Source organism: Flavobacterium limnosediminis JC2902, from assembly GCF_000498535.1.
Lineage (GTDB): Bacteria > Bacteroidota > Bacteroidia > Flavobacteriales > Flavobacteriaceae > Flavobacterium > Flavobacterium limnosediminis.
The window spans coordinates 245,954-261,640 of sequence record NZ_AVGG01000007.1 but is presented as its reverse complement, the minus strand read 5'-3'; the positions used below and the strand labels follow the sequence as shown (position 1 = coordinate 261,640).

The 15,687-nt window shown below is 38.2% G+C and carries 13 protein-coding genes and 1 tRNA gene; 6 read left to right on the top strand and 8 right to left on the bottom strand.

The window, feature by feature from the left end:
* Positions 1 to 37: 37 nt before the first annotated feature.
* The 3 genes from purL to FLJC2902T_RS08520 all read right to left on the bottom strand — a co-directional run bounded on the left by purL (position 38) and on the right by FLJC2902T_RS08520 (position 6,082).
* Positions 38 to 3,703, bottom strand: a complete 3,666-nt coding sequence (gene purL / locus FLJC2902T_RS08530) for a phosphoribosylformylglycinamidine synthase (protein ID WP_023579397.1) — start codon at positions 3,701 to 3,703, stop codon at positions 38 to 40.
* Positions 3,704 to 3,867: 164 nt separating this feature from the next.
* Positions 3,868 to 4,518: a DUF1579 domain-containing protein gene (locus tag FLJC2902T_RS08525; protein ID WP_023579396.1), complete on the bottom strand. Its 651-nt coding sequence runs from the start codon at positions 4,516 to 4,518 to the stop codon at positions 3,868 to 3,870.
* A 25-nt stretch (positions 4,519 to 4,543) separates the two neighbouring features.
* Positions 4,544 to 6,082: a right-handed parallel beta-helix repeat-containing protein gene (locus FLJC2902T_RS08520; protein ID WP_023579395.1), complete on the bottom strand. Its 1,539-nt coding sequence runs from the start codon at positions 6,080 to 6,082 to the stop codon at positions 4,544 to 4,546.
* A 154-nt stretch (positions 6,083 to 6,236) separates the two neighbouring features.
* Between FLJC2902T_RS08520 and FLJC2902T_RS08515 the strand changes: the two genes are divergently transcribed.
* The 6 genes from FLJC2902T_RS08515 (at position 6,237) to FLJC2902T_RS08490 (ending at position 10,734) form a co-directional block, all read left to right on the top strand.
* The gene (locus FLJC2902T_RS08515) at positions 6,237 to 6,662 is read left to right on the top strand and encodes a hotdog fold thioesterase (protein WP_023579394.1); all 426 of its coding nucleotides are present in this window, start codon (positions 6,237 to 6,239) and stop codon (positions 6,660 to 6,662) included.
* A gap of 2 nt (positions 6,663 to 6,664) precedes the next feature.
* On the top strand, positions 6,665 to 7,729 hold the full coding sequence (locus tag FLJC2902T_RS08510) for an isochorismate synthase (RefSeq protein WP_023579393.1): 1,065 nt from the start codon (positions 6,665 to 6,667) through the stop codon (positions 7,727 to 7,729).
* Positions 7,730 to 7,732: 3 nt separating this feature from the next.
* Positions 7,733 to 8,449: a bacillithiol biosynthesis deacetylase BshB1 gene (gene bshB1 / locus FLJC2902T_RS08505; RefSeq protein ID WP_023579392.1), complete on the top strand. Its 717-nt coding sequence runs from the start codon at positions 7,733 to 7,735 to the stop codon at positions 8,447 to 8,449.
* A gap of 62 nt (positions 8,450 to 8,511) precedes the next feature.
* Positions 8,512 to 8,587: transfer RNA gene (locus tag FLJC2902T_RS08500), tRNA-His, on the top strand.
* Positions 8,588 to 8,653: 66 nt separating this feature from the next.
* On the top strand, positions 8,654 to 9,886 hold the full coding sequence (locus FLJC2902T_RS08495; protein WP_023579391.1) for a tyrosine-type recombinase/integrase: 1,233 nt from the start codon (positions 8,654 to 8,656) through the stop codon (positions 9,884 to 9,886).
* Between the two features lie 155 nt (positions 9,887 to 10,041).
* Positions 10,042 to 10,734 carry a hypothetical protein gene (locus FLJC2902T_RS08490; protein ID WP_023579390.1) on the top strand — a complete coding sequence of 231 codons (693 nt, stop codon included), beginning with the start codon at positions 10,042 to 10,044 and terminating at the stop codon, positions 10,732 to 10,734.
* 103 nt (positions 10,735 to 10,837) lie between these two features.
* Here the strand turns inward: FLJC2902T_RS08490 and FLJC2902T_RS08485 are convergent, their stop codons facing one another.
* From FLJC2902T_RS08485 to FLJC2902T_RS08465, 5 genes are read right to left on the bottom strand one after another with little or no spacing between them, the layout of a single operon-like run.
* Complete coding sequence (locus FLJC2902T_RS08485) at positions 10,838 to 11,086, bottom strand: hypothetical protein (RefSeq protein WP_023579389.1); 249 nt, start codon at positions 11,084 to 11,086, stop codon at positions 10,838 to 10,840.
* A gap of 23 nt (positions 11,087 to 11,109) precedes the next feature.
* Positions 11,110 to 14,160, bottom strand: coding sequence for a zincin-like metallopeptidase domain-containing protein (locus tag FLJC2902T_RS15805; protein ID WP_023579388.1), 3,051 nt, complete (start codon positions 14,158 to 14,160; stop codon positions 11,110 to 11,112).
* 25 nt (positions 14,161 to 14,185) lie between these two features.
* Positions 14,186 to 14,659, bottom strand: coding sequence for a hypothetical protein (locus FLJC2902T_RS08475; RefSeq protein ID WP_023579387.1), 474 nt, complete (start codon positions 14,657 to 14,659; stop codon positions 14,186 to 14,188).
* A gap of 3 nt (positions 14,660 to 14,662) precedes the next feature.
* Entirely contained in the window at positions 14,663 to 15,064 is a 402-nt protein-coding gene (locus FLJC2902T_RS15800; RefSeq protein ID WP_051364337.1) for a hypothetical protein, read from the bottom strand.
* Positions 15,064 to 15,687, bottom strand: coding sequence for a peptidoglycan-binding domain-containing protein (locus tag FLJC2902T_RS08465; protein WP_023579386.1), 624 nt, complete (start codon positions 15,685 to 15,687; stop codon positions 15,064 to 15,066). The genes FLJC2902T_RS15800 and FLJC2902T_RS08465 overlap by 1 nt, the downstream gene beginning before the upstream one ends.

Sequence of the window (15,687 nt, the reverse complement as noted above, 5' to 3'; positions counted from 1 at the left end):
AAAAAAAGATGCTTTTGTAAATAAAAGTGTATATTTTTTATTTTCTTGCTTCAATCCATTTACGGGCATTCACAAAGGCTTCGTGCCACGGAGTCACTTCGTCTTTTTGTCCGTTATCGGTATAATGCGCCCAGTTCCAAGGGAAAGTCGAACGCTCAATGTGTGGCATTGTTACCAAATGACGTCCGGTTTTATCACACATCATGGCTGTATTGAAGTCAGATCCGTTTGGATTTGCCGGATAAGCGTCGTACCCGTATTTTCCAACGATATTGTATTTTTCTTCGGCATACGGTAATTGGAATTTACCTTCACCATGCGAAACCCAAACACCTAAAGTAGCTCCTTCCAAAGTAGAAAGCATTACCGAGTTGTTTTTCTGTACCGTTACTGAAGTAAAGATACTTTCGTGTTTGCGACTGTCGTTATGAAACATTTTTCCGTGTACTTCGTGCTCCGGATTTACCAATTCCAATTCCATGAACAACTGACAACCGTTACAGATTCCAACCGATAAAGTATCTTCACGTTTGAAGAAGTTTTTCAGTGCCGTATTGGCTTTTTCGTTGTACAAGAACGCTCCAGCCCAACCTTTGGCAGAACCTAATACGTCTGAGTTCGAGAATCCTCCAACAGCTCCGATGAATTGAATATCTTCCAAGGTTTCACGACCCGAAATCAAATCGGTCATGTGAACGTCTTTTACGTCAAAACCTGCCAGATACATTGAATTCGCCATTTCGCGCTCGGAATTACTTCCTTTTTCACGGATGATGGCTGCTTTTGGTCTTGGTTTTGTATTGTCGATAACCGGTGCTTTTCCGTCAAAATGCGATGGGAAAGTATAGGTAAGCGGTTGGTTTTTGTAGTTGTTGTAGCGTGCCAAAGCGGTTCCGTTTTTCGATTGTTTCGAATCTAAAAGGAAAGACGTTTTGAACCACGTATCTCTCAATTTGGCAACATCGAAAGTAAACGAATCGGTGTTGTTTTTAATGGTAACCGATTTACCTTCCACAACCGAACCGATGTTGAATATTTCGATATTATTCTGAGCAAAAACAGCCTCAACCGAAGCATCCGCCTGGAAAACCACAGCGATATTTTCGTTAAATAATGCTTTTACCGTGTCTTTTTCTCCAAGGGAAGTTAAATCAAATGAAGCGCCTAAATTCACATCTGCAAAACACATTTCCAATAACGTAGTGATTAAACCACCGCTTCCGATATCGTGTCCGGCATTGATTTTACGGTCTTTAATTAAATCCTGAAGTGTATTGAAAGCAGATTTAAAATAAGCGGCATTTTTAATCGTAGGTACTTCCGAACCGATTTTGTTTAAAATCTGCGCGAATGAACTTCCTCCTAATTTGAAGTTGTCCTGAGATAAGTTGATATAGTAGATGTTTCCGCCGTTTCTTTGAAGAACTGGTTCAACAACTTTAGTAATATTAGAACAGTTTCCGGCAGCCGAAATAATAACCGTTCCCGGTGCAATTACTTCGTCATTCGGATATTTTTGTTTCATGGAAAGCGAATCTTTTCCGGTTGGAATGTTGATTCCCAATTCGATAGCGAAATCCGAACAACCTTTTACCGCTTCGTATAAACGGGCGTCTTCACCTTCGTTTTTACAAGCCCACATCCAGTTAGCAGAAAGCGAAACCGATTGTAAGTTGTCTTTTAGCGGAGCCCAAACCAAGTTGGATAAGGCTTCAGCAATTGCAGTCCTTGAACCCGCTACAGGATCAACCAAAGCCGAAATAGGCGAGTGGCCGATTGTTGTTGCAATACCTTCTTTTCCTTTGAAATCCAAGGCCATAACCCCAACATTGTTCAACGGTAATTGTAATGGTCCGGCACATTGTTGTTTCGCAACGCGTCCGCCCACACAACGGTCTACTTTATTGGTTAACCAGTCTTTACAAGCTACGGCTTCCAATTGCAATACCTGGTGCAAGTAGGTTGGAATACTTTCAGTTGTATAGGCTAAATCGGAATAATTTGTAGCAACTGTTTTGTCGGTCATGATGGTTTTTGGCGAACTTCCGAAGAAATCTTCCAAAGCATAATCCATCGGTTTTGCACCTGTCGATTTTGATTCGAACGTAAAACGGTGATCAGCAGTCACATCACCAACTTGATACATTGGGGAACGCTCTCTGTCAGCGATTTTTTGTAAAATATCAATATTTTCTTTTCCGATAACCAATCCCATTCTTTCCTGAGATTCGTTTCCGATGATTTCTTTAGCCGAAAGGGTAGGGTCCCCAACAGGTAATTTATCCAAATCGATTAATCCACCAGTTTCTTCCACCAATTCCGAAAGACAGTTCAAATGTCCGCCGGCACCGTGATCGTGAATAGATACGATTGGGTTGTTATCACTTTCCACCAAACCACGAATGGCATTGGCAGCACGTTTTTGCATTTCCGGATTGGAACGTTGGATGGCATTCAATTCGATTCCCGAACCAAACGCACCTGTATCTGCAGAAGAAACCGCAGCTCCACCCATTCCGATTCTGTAATTTTCTCCACCAAGAATTACGATTTTATCACCTTCCTGTGGTTTCTTTTTAATGGCTTGATCTAATTTTCCGAATCCGATTCCACCCGCCTGCATGATTACTTTATCGTAACCGATTTTGCGGTTGTTTTCCTCGTGCTCAAAAGTTAAAACCGAACCTGTAATTAACGGTTGCCCGAATTTGTTTCCGAAATCCGAAGCTCCGTTAGATGCTTTAATCAGAATGTCCATTGGTGTTTGGTACAACCAAGGTCTTGCATTCATGGTGTCTTCCCAAGGACGATCGTCTTCCAGTCTTGAGTAGGAAGTCATGTAAACTGCAGTTCCTGCTAAAGGCAATGAACCTTGTCCACCAGCTAAACGGTCACGAATTTCTCCTCCCGAACCTGTAGCAGCTCCGTTGAACGGTTCCACGGTAGTAGGGAAGTTGTGTGTTTCTGCTTTTAGGGAAAGAACCGAATCAAATTCTTTTTCCTGATAGAAATCAGGTTTGTCAGCACTTTTTGGTGCGAACTGAGTTACTTTTGGTCCTTTTACAAAAGCTACGTTGTCTTTATAAGCGGAAACAATATCGTTTGGATTTGTTTCCGATGTTTTCTTGATTAATTTGAATAGGGAAGTCGGTTTTTCCACACCATCAATCACAAATGTTCCGTTGAAGATTTTGTGACGGCAGTGCTCCGAATTGGCTTGCGAGAAAGCGAAAATCTCAGAATCCGTCAGTTTTCTGCCTAATTTAATAGATAAATTATTCAGATATTCCACTTCTTCCGGACTTAAAGCCAATCCTTCCGATTTGTTATAAGCATCAATATCCTCAATGTCCAAAATAGGCTCGGGTTGGATGTTGATTGTGTAAATGTCTTGGTTTAACTCCGAATATTTTTGAGAAATCATCGGGTCGAAATCGGTAAAATCAGCAGCAACTTTTTCAAATTCTTCAATTCTGATGATACCTGAAATACCCATATTCTGAGTGATTTCAACAGCATTGGTACTCCATGGCGTTACCATAGCGGCACGAGGTCCAACAAAAAAATCCGCAAGTACGGATTTCTCTATTTTATGTGCGTTGCCAAAAAGCCAGTTTAGTTTTGAGATGTCTTCAGTCGATAATTCGTTTTGCGTTTGGACTGCAAAAACAGTGTTCGTTTGGTTTCCGAAGAAATGGATCATGTTATTTCGGTTTTTTAGAGACAAATCTTGGACTTGTCTGTACAGTTTGTGTTGTTGTTTTTAAAGTGCAAATTTATTCTAAAAAAGTCAGTTAACAAAGTTTGTATTCATAAAAAAAGCACAAGATTTACCTTGTGCTTTTTACAGTAAAAATCCTTCAAAGATTATTTCTTTTTGGTCGACACGATTTCCATGTTTTTGAATTCTTTACCATCGTAACCGGTGTCGTACATTTCCATTTTACGGGTATTTTCATCAACTATGGTAATCGTTTCTCTCATTTTTTTGGTTTTTTTCGTAACCGGATCTACGCAGTCGCCTTCAAAACTGAACATTTTTGTGGCAGGATCGTATTTTCCTTTCATAATCATGATTCCGGTTCCCATATTGTCAATCCATGTGGAAGTGTACTCTTGAGTAGCGTTGTCATAAGCTAAAGTGCTTTTCCCTTCAAACGGTGCTCCCATAAAATTCCCTTTGTAAGTTCCCTCCTGATAACGTCCTCCCAATGCCATTTTATATTCGGCGGTGGTAGTGTTTTTCATTGGTTCGGCTCCGGCAGACATCCACATGGTCATGTCTCCGTTCCATGTCCCGTTTTCTGCCATCATCATTTTGTGGGCTTCACCAGGGGTGGCATATTCTGTCCAGGCTTTGGTAATAGCTGCCGAATCCGGAATTGCAGTGGCTGTTTCAGGCTCTGCGACTGGAGTTTCTGTTGTGGAAGCCGGTGCATCCCCTTTTTTCTCTTCGTCTTTTTTGCAGGCAATTAAGCTTAAAGAAGCAATTGCTAAAGTTAAAATTGTTTTGTTCATAATTATTTTTGGTTTTGGTTAATAATTAATTTGGAAAAACAATAGAATTGTAAGCGCCCATATCGGAAGGATCCTGTCTCGGATCTTCTAAAATGTCGACAGTCCCATCAGAAAAAGAAAAATCTGCAGTTCCGTTGGCAGCAGAATCATCTCCGATAATCAATTGATTCTTAGATGGGTTTTTGAAATCAGGCTTATTGGACGTTGAATTTAATGCAATGATACAACCCGGGTAATTAGCGGTATTGGCAATCGGATATAAAGGATCGGTTTCAAATTGCCCGAAATCAAAGAACTTAATCAGACAGTTTCTGAAATTGTAATTAAAACTTCCTGAACTTTCTTTTTTCAATGAAATTCCGTAGCTGCCTGATCCGTAAATGATACAATTTGTAAAATTAGCATTGGTAAGATCATAAGGGGTTTCTACGTCTCCGTTATCGATGTAAACCGGAACCTGATTCGGTCGTGGCCAATAATTGGCAAATGTACAGTGTGTAAAATTATAGTTTCCGCCGTTAGTACAGGCTAATCCTGCCTGACCGCAATTGTTAATAACGACATTTTGTCCGTTAATGGTAGCAGTTCGGGCTAATATTCCAAAATCGGAACAATTATAAATCTGAACCTCATTCAAATTCACTGTGCCTGCATTATTATCAATCAGTAAACCTACAGCGGCATTTTTAATAGTGGTATTTTTGAATGTGCCGTTACTGCCCTCTGTCATATAAATGGCTAACCATTGTCCCGGAACATCAGCAAAATCAGGTTCAAGACGATCGCTTTCAAAGACGATTTCGTTGTCTACAGTCACGTTTCCTTCCGCATCATAATCGGAAAAATCTCCGACTGAATTTATAGTGGCATTGCTTCCTATAATCAGACCGGAATCAGCATGGAAATGAATTTTAGCGCCCGGATCAATCTCTAAAGTTTCTAAAGAAGGAACTGCTGCAAAGCCATATATCACGTAGGGTTTTGTATTGTTCCAATGGTATTCATCACCGTTTACCGGATCATTATGGTCCAAAAAGAATCCGTATTCCTGTTCTCCGTTTATTGGAATTGTCTCGTACATTCCCTCACTGTCTCGTTTGGGATATAAAAAATAAGCATCTCTTACTAAAGTAACCAAATCAACGGTTTGAGGAGTCCCACTGATATTGTGAAATTCAATCTTATCGGTATAAAGGTATTCCGAATCCGGATTGGCATATTCGGTATAATCAATAGTAGTTTCGATGAAGATAAACATGCTGTCTTTGGCCAGTAATTCCACGTTATTGAATACTTTTCCGGGAATTCCGTCTACCATTAAACGGTATTTTGAATTCTCACCTTCACCCAGTTTCAGCGTTGGAATTTCAATATCTTTGTCACTGTTATTATAAACTTTAAGGGTGTAGGTGCTTGAACCGATATTGGTGAAAACCGTGTCCAGATAAACGGTTTGTTTTGAGAATTCAAGGCCACCGGTGCTGGGTTCAAATTCAAAATCCTGACGGCATGAGGTAAGTGATAATACAAATCCGATAAAAAGGATATAAATGTAATGACGCATAAAAAAAGCTTATTTTGGTAAAAGTATTGAAAAATTTTAAATTTTAGTGCAGATTGTCCTATCGTTATTAACGTTTTTTAAAACAAATTAGTTTAAATGCAGGTAGTTAATTTGATATTACATTTCATAAATTTACACATCTAAAGAAGAAACTATGTCATTTGATAAAGATAAAGTACTGGAACGATGCAATAATTACTGTTATAATACTTTGATGGAAACACTGGAGATGAAATTTACCGATGCCGGCGAAGATTTTCTGGTAGCAACCATGCCTGTTAATCCGAGAGTACATCAACCAATGGGTCTGTTGCATGGCGGTGCTTCAGTTGCTTTGGCAGAAAGCGTGGGCAGTGCGGCATCCATGATGTTTGTCAACCCGGAAAAGCAGGAAGTTCGCGGTATTGAAATTTCAGCAAATCACCTGCGAAGCAAACGGGAAGGAATGGTGACCGCCACTGCTAAAATTATTCACAAAGGTGCCAGTATTCATTTATGGGAAATCAGAATCGTTGACGAACACGAAAAACTGGTTTCGCTTTGCAAACTAACCACTATGGTTTTACCAAGAAAAAGATAAATATGACCGATTTATTTCTGAAAGTAAAAACGCATCAGGAGCAACAGCTTCCTTTTGTTTTGTATTCCAAGCCAAATGCTAAAGAGATTGTTGGGCTGTTTCAGCGCAATGATCATTTGTATTTCGTGGAATCGTTCGAGGAAAACGGATTTGTATTCGCGCCCTTCGACAGTGAAAATTACGTACTTTTACCGGAGAACCATCTGGATGTTATTGTCGAGCATTTTGAAAGTAATCCGACAGTCACTACGCCATCGGTTTTTTATGAGATGGACGAAAAAGCCAAACACGATTTTGAGCAAATGGTCGAAAAGGCTGTAGCCGATATTCATTCCGGACATTTTAAAAAAGTCGTGCTTTCCAGAGAAGAAATCGTGAATCTGGATCATTTTGATGTAACCGATTTTTTTCAGAAGCTTTTACATAATTATCCGCAGGCCTTTAAATATTGCTTTTTTCATCCGAAAGTAGGGTTGTGGATGGGGGCAACTCCGGAACAATTACTAAAAGTGAAGGATTTTGAAATTCACACCGTTGCCTTAGCGGGAACCAAAGTCAATAAAGGAAAAGAGGACGTTGTGTGGAAACAGAAAGAGAAAGACGAACAACAACTCGTAACCGATTTCATTCTGGAAAACCTCAAAGATCATGTTTCGGAGCAGATAGTTTCTAGTCCGTACACGGCTTATGCGGGGAATCTGCTGCATATTAAAACCGATATTTCCGCCAAGATGAATGACGCTAACAGTCTGAAACAGGTTTTGAAAATTTTGCATCCAACACCCGCCGTTTGTGGGTATCCGAAATTATTGGCCAAAGATTTTATCCTGCAGAACGAAGGATACGACAGAGAATATTATGCCGGTTTTTTAGGCGAACTGAACATGAATTTTGCCACCGGAAGGAGTGAAAATTCCGATTTGTTTGTCAACCTACGATGTATGAAAATAAAAGATAAAAAAGCGCATTTGTTTGTTGGTTGCGGAATTACGAAGGACAGTGATCCGGAAAAGGAGTTCCTTGAGACGGTTAATAAATCGATGACCATGAAAAAAATTCTGAATTAATATATGAAACTGGATATACTTGCTTTCGGGGCGCATCCCGATGATGTTGAACTGGGTTGTGGCGCGACGATTGCCAAAGAAATTTCGCTTGGAAAGAAGGTCGGCATTGTCGATTTGACCCGGGGAGAACTCGGTACGCGTGGTTCTGCTGATATACGGGATACGGAAGCGGCTAATGCTGCAGAAATTTTGGGGGTTACGATCCGTGAAAATTTAAGATTTCGCGACGGTTTTTTTGTGAATGATGAAAAGCATCAATTGGAAATTATTAAAATGATTAGAAAGTATAAACCCGAAATCGTGTTATGCAATGCTGTAGACGACCGTCATATTGACCACGCAAAAGGCAGCAAACTGGTTTCCGACGCTTGTTTTCTTTCAGGCTTGCGCCGAATCGAAACTGAGGTAAACGGTGAACCGCAGGAAGCGTGGCGACCCAATTTAGTCTACCATTATATTCAGTGGAAAAACATCGAACCCGATTTTGTAGTGGACGTAACCGGATTTACAGATAAAAAAGTGGAAGCTATTATGGCGTACAGTTCCCAATTTTACGAACCCAATTCGACCGAACCGATCACGCCGATCGCTACAAAAAACTTTATGGAGAGCCTGGTTTACCGTTCTCAGGACCTTGGAAGGCTCATCGGGACGGATTTTGGTGAAGGATTTACGGTTGAAAGATATTTGGCTGTCAATAGTTTAGGAGATTTGATATAATTTTTTTAAAAAATTATTTGCGAAAATAGATAAATGCCCTATATTTGCACCCGTAAACAAATGGTGATTGTAGCTCAGTTGGTTAGAGCGTCGGATTGTGGTTCCGAAGGTCGCGGGTTCGAGACCCGTCTTTCACCCTTACTTTTGAGGTTTAAAAAACTCAACAACGAAGCGGCTTAAAGCGATTTTTAAGCCGCTTTTTTTATGCCAAAAATCACAAAACTAATTGCCAACGCATACGATTACGCATACGATTTGAACGGTAAGAAAAAATACTCAGAACCAAAGATTTACGACGCTAACGGCGATCTGTCCAGGCGGTGGTATGTCTATTTCTCCTACCGAAACCCCGAAACCGGAAAACTCGAAAGACAGCCGACCATCGACACGGGAATAATGTCGTATAAGACACTTCGCGGTAGAAATAAAGCAATTAAACGATTAAGAGAAACAGTTCAGCTTATTTTGGAAAACGGTTATAATCCTTATGATGAAACTGACGTAATCGAGGAAGCAAGGAAATATACGGCTCCGGATGCAATAGATTTTATACTGAAATTAAAAGAAGGGCAAATTTCCGATTCCTATTATCGCGATTTCAAAAGTCGCTTAACGCAATTCAAAGACTGGCTTATAAATAACGGTTGGGAATATCGTTTCATAACTTCTGTAAATGAAGATGTTGTTATCAGCTACCTAAATTCAGTTGCTAAAAAGTCGAGCGCATCAAACCGGAATAACACAAGGAGTATCATTTCTGTGTTTTACACGGCTTTAGTGGATAATAGAATTGTTCAAGCAAATTTTATTGATAAAATTAATGTCATGACTTCTACCCCTGTAAGAAACAGGACTTATACAGTAAAACAAGAAGCTGAAATTTTTGAATTATTGGAAAAAAGCTATCCAACCTTATTACTGTTCATTAAATTCATTTCGTACAACTTTCTGCGTCCGGTTGAAGTCTGCCGCCTTAAAGTTGGTGATATCGATTTTATAAGCAGGCAACTTCATGTTAAAACAAAAACCAAAGCGGTAAAAACAAAGATCATTCCCCGAATTCTTTTTGATGAAATTCCGGATTTGTCAAAATTCTCAAAGAATGATTATTTGTTCGCTATGGATCAGATAGGTGGGAATTGGGAGACGGAAGATGATAATAAAAGAAATTACTATTCGAAGCAATTTAATAAAGTAAAAAAGGAATTCGGATTAGATGAAAATTACGGAATGTATAGTTTCAGACATACGTTTATAACCAAATTATACAGGGAGTTTCGAAAGGATTTAACCATTTTTGAAGCGGAAAGCAAACTAATGATGATAACCGGCCATGCAACTCACGAAGCTTTAAAAAAGTACCTGCGTGATATTGATGCAGAACTGCCGGATGATTACTCGGAATCGATTAAAAAAGCGAATGCAAAAAAGAAATAATTTATTATATTTGACATGCAGCTTCCATCGAGAGGAACCCGGAAAGGGCTTAACTTTTTAAAGTTAGTGGATATATACCCCGTATAATTGCGGAAAGCAAAAAGAGCCACTGGCTCTTTCGTTGCATAAGGGAAATTAGTAAATTTTTAAAAACTATGAAATCTAAAAACATGAATATATTTTATCTTTTAGCAATGATTTGTACTGTAGCGGCAATGTATTTTAGCTATTTAGCTGCAAAGAAAGATGGTGATGAAACTGAACAAAAATTAAATAAGACAATTAAGGATCAGGGAGAGCAAATACAGTCACTTACCTCAAAAAATATTGAATTATCCGAAAAAATAATTAAGCATACTAATCAAATTACTAGTCAAGGGAGTTACCCTCTTGCATTTCTTGGCCCATCGCAAAACAATGGTGCGCAAACGCAAATTCTCATCGGGCTTCAAGGAGAATATGCAATAAAAAATTTAACTGCTAAATTTGTCGTAATACCAGATTATTTAAATGTTAGTGGGATGGACATTCGGGTACTTGGTTTGGGAGTCAATCCAATTGATTTAGGCACGTTAAGACCAACTGAAATGAAAACCTTTTTTGTTGATACAACAACGAACGAAACAGCAATTACAATCTTTTTTAATTCTGATAATAACTCTTGGACAGAATCAATTAGAATTATAAAAAACCAAAACGGCAGGCAATCATTTTCTATTATACAAAGTGGAGAAGGGAAGTACATTTTTAGTAAGATCGATCCTAGTTTTCCAAAAAGTGACAAAGGAGAAATAGCTTTATGGAGTAATGGTACTATAAATATTAACGAATTACCCAACGCTTTGTAATATTATTATTCAATAAAACATTGAAAAAGGACTGATAAATATAAAAAAATCCCGAACAAAATGCCCGGGATAATTTCAACTAACTAACCTAAATTTACTACTTCTAAAGACCGAGGAAACTCAAAAATGACTTGTGTCTTTTTTTACTAACGCTTTTTTTCTTTGCTGCCGGTTTCTTTTTTTCGGTTTCTTTTTTCGCCGTTGCTACTTTTACAATTCGTCCTCCAGGAGCGTATTTATATCCTTTTTTTAATGTTCCGTCGACTTTTAAGCCTTCAACTTTAATTACTTTTCTACATACCGTTCTTGCGGTCTGATTTTTTTTTCGAGTGGTTTTTTTCTCTGTTGCCATAATGTGTGGTTTTAAATGGTTATTTATAATTGTATTACTTCTGTTGGTTCGGTTTCCTCAGCTTCTTCTCTCATTAAAGACTGTGTGAAAATATTGTATCTTAACTGATCTAGTGGTGTACTGGTATATCGGTGTTTATCCGGATAAATATAACTTAGTCGGTAGTCTGGGAATTTTTCCACGAACAGGATAACATCACCATCAAATTGATTTTTAGCACCGCCATACATTTTACCGTCAGAGGTTTGTTGAAAAATGAAAATAAATAGTTTCCCATCATATTTTTTTCTGAAATCCTGATCTAAATTTAAACGGCTGTCAATTTCCAGCATTTTACTCCAACTATCCACAATAATAACATCAAAATCTTTAATTGCGCTGTGAATAGTTTCAATGCCGTTTGGTAATTCACTATCGGCTGAAATGTTATCAATGTTTTGCGGCGCAATGTAATCCCTAACTTTGCCTTTAAACAAAGAACTTTCTTTTTGTTCTTCCAATGAGAATATTTTCACCCGATAATTAACCGCTAAGGCATTTGCAAACTGCAAAACCGCTCTTGTTTTACCGCCACCTTGCGGAGATGAAAGGGTAACAACTACACTTCCTTTTGGTTTAATTTCAATATCCCCAAACAATTCACCCACATCACCAGGAATGTCAAACAATTGATTTACTTCATCATTATTTAATAAATCTCTCAAAGTTTGATGTTTTGGGCTTACTTCCCGAATGATTTGAGCCTGTTTGTTCTGTACCAAAGGAACATGACTAACAGTGTCTCGAACCGCACTATTAATCTTTTCTGTTTGAGTAGAATGAACCACAACCGGCGCATGATTAACAATAGATGTATTTTGTACTTGTTTAACCGGTTCCGGTGCATCCAAAATTATAACTTCTTGATTTTCATATGTAGTTACATTTTCGAAATTTGGCGAATTCAATCCTTTTTCCGTATCTTTGTTTTCAGGAAGCGGTTTTTCCCCCTCGACTTTAGGACTGGTTACGGCCACCTCGCGGGATTTGCCGCTTTTTTTTATTTTACCAACTTCGACACTTTTAAGCTTTGTTTTCCTGTCCCTGTCTATAATAATTGAAATACGAACGTGTCTTTTCTTTTCGTCAATAGACAACTTTGATTTAAAGTTTAAATAACCCAACACATCCGGACTGTCTTTTTCTTTTCGATTGCCCCAATTGTTATACGTCGATTTTTTTATTAGTTCTTCCAAATGTTCTACTACTGCCGCTTTTTCGGAATACATAGGCTTCAACATTTTACGACCGGTATCGGTTACAAAAACAACTTCTTTCAAAGCGTTTTTTATTGAAACTTTCTTTCCTTTTAAATGGGAGTTGTAATAGTCCAGGGTAAAACGGCGAAGTTCTGCAACTGACATATTTCGGAATTTATCCGTGTCAATTGCAACGCCTTTTAAGCCCTTAAAAAGGGAAAAATTGTGTTTTTGATTTCGTAAGCTTTCTAATCGGTCATTGACAGATTTTACAAATTCATACCCTTTAGCGGTTAAAAATAATTCTTCGTCAAAGTAGAAATCATGTAAACGGCTTTTGTTTTTCAACACGCCTTTTTCATAATCGGATTCAATTAACTGATATTCATCTTCGCTCAGGTTTTCCGTTCTGTTTTTGAAATGCTTATAGATTATACTTGCTTGTAATTCCTTAATACCTTTGAAATTTGGCAAACTTAAAACGTCTTTTATTGCTGTGGCCACTGAAACGCTTTTAGGTTTATCGGCAAAGCTTTCCGGTGCTGCGGTTTCCTTTTTAGGTTTCGCCGGGAGTTTTGCTTTTGTCTTTTTATTTAAACCTTTTGTAAATAGAAACACGCCATTACTATCGGGTTGCAAAATATAATCGGCTATTTTTTGAGCGGCAGCACTTGCTTTAATAAAAAATCGATTGTCGTTTTTCATTTGCGTTAAGGCCTCGTTCCAACCTTTTAAATAGGCGGCATGGTTTTTATTGGTGTAGAAAATTATTCCCGCTTGGGAAGATAAAAACACCGCACCAAACTCCGCTACCAATTCTTCGAAGGCGTATTCCTTACGGATGGAAATATCCGGATTCCTGTTTAATCTGTTGGGAAGTAGGGTACTATGTGATAACTCATGCAATGCGGTTCGGTAGTAATCCTGGGAACTTTCGAAACTCTGAAAATCGGGTAATTGAATTAAATCGTTTTCTAAGTCAAAATAGGCTTTATTCCCGCCGTGCTTAATAGTGGGCTGCGGTTTTGGATAGTTTTTAATAATCAGATCAGCAGCTTCGATCGGTTTGTTATTTCCGGTGGTAACGATTTCGTTTTCAAGTTTTCCACGTAAAGGAAAATTATCCAAATCAAAATCGATTCCTTCAATATCATTGCCATTAAACACATTGTAATATTTTATAGCAAAAAATGATTCCGTTACCTCTTTGGTTTCTCCAGTTTCCTTTCCGAATTCGTCTCGTACTTGTTTGGTAACTTCTTTATCGTATTTTGTGTAATAAATTACCTCGTGGCCGATACTTCCTTTTTTAATGGTTCCACCAAGTTCCTGAACCTGTTTGAATGTTAAATAATAAGGGTTGTCAATTGGTTCAAAAATACCTCCCAAAACAATCTGATTGATTCCTTTGTATGGTTTTTTACTTTCAAAATTATATGCGATCAGATACCCTTTGGTTTTCCATTTCCTCACATAGTCTTCCTTTTTTGCCTTCTTTATCAGCTTAATCATTTTATCAGTTAGCATCTGATAAATGTCATTCGGAGAAACGGCTTTATTTAATCCGGAAACCTCTTCATTTTCGGAAGCTTCTTCGTAGTCTAAAAATTGAAAATCAGAAATAGATAACCCTCCAAGCCCGGAAACTTCCTGCACGGGGTTATCCACCTCCAGTGTAAATTCTTCACCATCCGGATAGGCTTCTAACAACGTCGAAATTCGGGAAACGATTTCGTGGTTTCCTTCTTTTTCCGCCTGGTGTTTTAGTTCTTCTAAATAATTACGGGAAACGGCAGCAGCGCCCAATCCGTTAAATTTGGATATTGCGTTTGGCATGGTTGGTTTGGTTGGTTTTAAATGGCTATAATTGCAAAGGCTGTTCTAATACATAGACTTCACCTAATGCTTCTACAACAACTTCCAGTTTAATGTTTTTGAAGTCATTGAGATTTTCAAATGTAGTTAATTCAGATAAAACTTGCAACATTGGCGATGCAACTAATATTTTTTGAACTACAATTGAACTGTAAGCCGGAATGGAAATTTCCGTCATGTTACTGTTGGCCTCACCGATGTAGGTATTATTGATAAAAACCCTGATTTTTTTCAGCGAAATTACACCTGCAGTAAACACGTCAAAGTCGATGTCAGTTCGATTGGTAAAACGAACCGCCAAATCAAAAAGCACCTGCGGGCCATTCAATCTTACATTTGAAATGTTGTCCGGCTTAAAATCCATTTCATTAATGACTTTGGTGTAGTCGTTTTTCTTTTTGAAAGCGAATAGGGTAGTGGCCAATGCGGCAACACCTACGACTTTTAATACTGTTTTCATATTCTAAAATCTGAAATTTGGTTCAAATATTGTTTTTGCTAAACCATTCCTTACGCAATGAGTATAGTTGGTTCTACAAAAATCATCTTCATTTGCTCTTGCTTCGATTTCCATGGGCATGTTATCATAACCGTATGAATTATACTGATTGTAGTAGTCAAAATAAAACTTAAACAATCCTTTTTCCTGATATTGTTTCCAGTGTATCAACTCATGTTCTAATAGCGCCTTATTTTCCTTTTGGCTTTCTAAAATATAAATTCCAAAGGGAGGAATCGTTTTTGCATTATAACCACCTGTTAAATTTTTACGGTAATAAACAGGTGGCCGTTTTTTCTTTTGTGATTCGTTATACAACGCAAATCCCAAAGCAGCCAAGATGCCTAAAGCGATAACCGGTTTCATTATATTTTTTTTACGTTTGCTGCAGAAACAAAAACATATTCATTAGGAGCAAGGAAAAACTCAATTTCTACAACGTAGTAATTTTTGGAAGGTGTTTGAGAGACAATTTTACCTATCTCATCTCCATATTTGAATGTTTTGTAATAGTTCTTATCCGACATTGAAAAACTTCCGTCAGCCATTTTGGTAGCCCATTTAGGTATAAGTCCCTCCCTTATATTTACCATTACGCTGCTACCTACTGCGATAGGGGCCTGATTGATATTTGGCAATGTTCCATACTGGTTTAAGGTGGTTTGTGTAACCCCTTTTTTAGCTACCAAGGCCCCTTCGGTTTGCGCACCGAAAATACCATCGGCAGTAACGCCTAATAACTTTTGCAGTTCTTTGGATTCTGCACCGTTTACGCCTTTTTTCAATAATTTGTTTTTATTGATCGTTACTGTTGGTGTTGTGGTTCCGTTGCTTGGAGGTGTTCCTCCATTTGTCGCTACTGGTGTAGTTGTCCCTTGATTGGTCTGTTCGAAGGCCTGTTCTTCTTTTTTTGGTTTTGTCAAAAAATATATGCCTATTGCGGCTACGGCAATTCCCGCAGGAATTAAAATTGATTTATCTACTTTCAT

Excerpts from the sequence above, each read along its gene's own strand:
- purL (WP_023579397.1), bottom strand. The coding sequence starts at position 3,703 with ATGATCCATTTCTTCGGAAACCAAACGAACACTGTTTTTGCAGTCCAA.
- FLJC2902T_RS15805 (WP_023579388.1), bottom strand. The coding sequence starts at position 14,160 with ATGCCAAACGCAATATCCAAATTTAACGGATTGGGCGCTGCTGCCGTT.
- FLJC2902T_RS15800 (WP_051364337.1), bottom strand. The coding sequence starts at position 15,064 with ATGAAACCGGTTATCGCTTTAGGCATCTTGGCTGCTTTGGGATTTGCG.
- FLJC2902T_RS08525 (WP_023579396.1), bottom strand. The coding sequence starts at position 4,518 with ATGAACAAAACAATTTTAACTTTAGCAATTGCTTCTTTAAGCTTAATT.
- FLJC2902T_RS08520 (WP_023579395.1), bottom strand. The coding sequence starts at position 6,082 with ATGCGTCATTACATTTATATCCTTTTTATCGGATTTGTATTATCACTT.
- FLJC2902T_RS08475 (WP_023579387.1), bottom strand. The coding sequence starts at position 14,659 with ATGAAAACAGTATTAAAAGTCGTAGGTGTTGCCGCATTGGCCACTACC.
- bshB1 (WP_023579392.1), top strand. The coding sequence starts at position 7,733 with ATGAAACTGGATATACTTGCTTTCGGGGCGCATCCCGATGATGTTGAA.
- FLJC2902T_RS08465 (WP_023579386.1), bottom strand. The coding sequence starts at position 15,687 with ATGAAAGTAGATAAATCAATTTTAATTCCTGCGGGAATTGCCGTAGCC.
- FLJC2902T_RS08510 (WP_023579393.1), top strand. The coding sequence starts at position 6,665 with ATGACCGATTTATTTCTGAAAGTAAAAACGCATCAGGAGCAACAGCTT.
- FLJC2902T_RS08495 (WP_023579391.1), top strand. The coding sequence starts at position 8,654 with ATGCCAAAAATCACAAAACTAATTGCCAACGCATACGATTACGCATAC.
- FLJC2902T_RS08515 (WP_023579394.1), top strand. The coding sequence starts at position 6,237 with ATGTCATTTGATAAAGATAAAGTACTGGAACGATGCAATAATTACTGT.
- FLJC2902T_RS08485 (WP_023579389.1), bottom strand. The coding sequence starts at position 11,086 with ATGGCAACAGAGAAAAAAACCACTCGAAAAAAAAATCAGACCGCAAGA.
- FLJC2902T_RS08490 (WP_023579390.1), top strand. The coding sequence starts at position 10,042 with ATGAAATCTAAAAACATGAATATATTTTATCTTTTAGCAATGATTTGT.